The organism is Fervidicella metallireducens AeB, from assembly GCF_000601455.1.
Taxonomy (GTDB): domain Bacteria; phylum Bacillota; class Clostridia; order Clostridiales; family Caloramatoraceae; genus Fervidicella; species Fervidicella metallireducens.
Map to the genome: position 1 here is coordinate 1 of NZ_AZQP01000108.1, position 1,958 is coordinate 1,958.

1 protein-coding gene is annotated in these 1,958 nt (G+C 30.1%); it reads left to right on the top strand.

The features are described from left to right. The first annotated feature begins 146 nt into the window (after positions 1-146). Positions 147-1,859, top strand: a complete 1,713-nt coding sequence (locus Q428_RS13845) for an IS1634 family transposase (protein ID WP_035381944.1) — start codon at positions 147-149, stop codon at positions 1,857-1,859. Positions 1,860-1,958 lie beyond the last annotated feature (99 nt).

The following is a 1,958-nucleotide window of genomic DNA, read 5'->3' on the forward strand; positions in this document are numbered from 1 at the left end:
CGGGTCTTTGACAGTTGCAAAACAAAAAAAGTGCTTTAAAGCCTTGATATAGGCTTATTTTTTTGTCAAATTTTAAATTTTTATAGTGCACAATGTGTAACAATGTGTTATAATATAGATATAAATCTATGAAAAGATGTGAAAAAATGAGATTACAAATTGTTAAATCAAAAAATGCAGCATCCTTATACGTAGTTAAATCTGTTTATGAAAAAGGCAAGCGTACTTCAAAAGTAGTTGAGAAGCTTGGCACTTATGATGAACTTTTGGAAAAGCTAAACGGACAAGACCCTATAGAATGGGGGAAGAGGTACGTCGAAGAGTTAAATAGAAAAGAAAAAGAAGAGAAAAGAGAAATATTAGTGAAATACTCACCTGTTAAACAAATTGCCAAGGACCAACAGCATACTTTTAATGGTGGTTACTTGTTCTTACAAAAAATATATAACGAGCTTGGGCTGCAAAGTATCTGTAAAAATATTTCGGATAAGCATAAATTTAATTTTAATCTAAATTCAATACTATCAAGATTAATTTATGCACGAATTATTTATCCATCATCTAAGCTTGCCACATACGAATTATCAAAAAAATTTATTGAGCAGCCTGATTTTGAGCTTCAGCATATTTATAGAGCTTTAGAAGTAATTTCAGAAGAAACAGATTTTATTCAGTCGGAATTATATAAGAACAGTCTTAAAGTTTGCAATCGTAATAAAGGAGTTCTATACTATGACTGCACCAACTATTTCTTTGAAATTGAACAGGAAGAAGGATTAAAACAGTATGGAGTATCAAAAGAACATAGACCTAATCCAATTGTTCAAATGGGACTTTTCATGGATGGTGATGGCATCCCCCTTGCATTTTGTATAAACAAAGGTAATACTAATGAACAAGTAACTTTAAAACCTTTAGAACAAAAGATTATATCTGAATATGGTCTTTCAAAATTTATCGTTTGTACAGATGCCGGGCTTGCATCTACAGCTAATAGAAAATTTAATAACATACAGAATCGAGCTTTTATTACTACACAATCTATTAAAAAATTAAAATTACATTTAAAAGAATGGGCATTAGATCCGAAAGGATGGCATCTTAGCGATTCAGACAAAGAATATAATTTGAACGAAATTAATGAAGAAACAGATGTTAATAAAATTTTTTATAAGGAACGCTGGATAAAAGAAGATGGGCTTGAACAAAAACTTATTGTGACATTTTCTTTGAAATATAGAAACTATCAAAGAACTATAAGAGGTAACCAAATAGAAAGAGCTAAAGATGTCATTGATACAAATCCTACAAAATTAAAGAAATGTAACGCTAATGATTACAAACGCTTTATTTCAAAGATTCACTGTACACCTGACGGTGAAGTAGCTGAAAAAGAATTATACAGCATTAACGCTGATTTAATAGCACAAGAAGCAATGTATGATGGTTTTTATGCAGTATGTACAAATATAAGTGATGATGCTGCCGCAATTATAAAAATTAATAGGAAACGTTGGGAAATAGAAGAATCCTTCCGTATTATGAAATCGGAATTTAAAGCAAGACCAGTATATTTAAGGAGAGATGATAGAATAAAAGCGCATTTTACAACTTGTTTCATTTCCCTGATGATATATAGGCTATTAGAAAAAAAACTTTCAGAAAAATATACGTGTAGCGATATTATATCAGGACTTAGAGAAATGAATTTTTATGAGATTAAGAATGAGGGCTATATTCCAATCTATACAAGAACTGATTTTACAGATGATTTACATGACAAATTTGGCTTTAGAACGGATTTTCAAATAATTAATATGAAACAAATGAAAAAAATTTTTAAAGACACGAAAAAATAAAAAACATTGTTCACTTTTTTGAAAAATATAAAAGCCTGAGAGCCCTTGATAATCAAAGGTTCTGCAGGCTTTTTGTCTCTCGCAACTGTCAAAGATGAG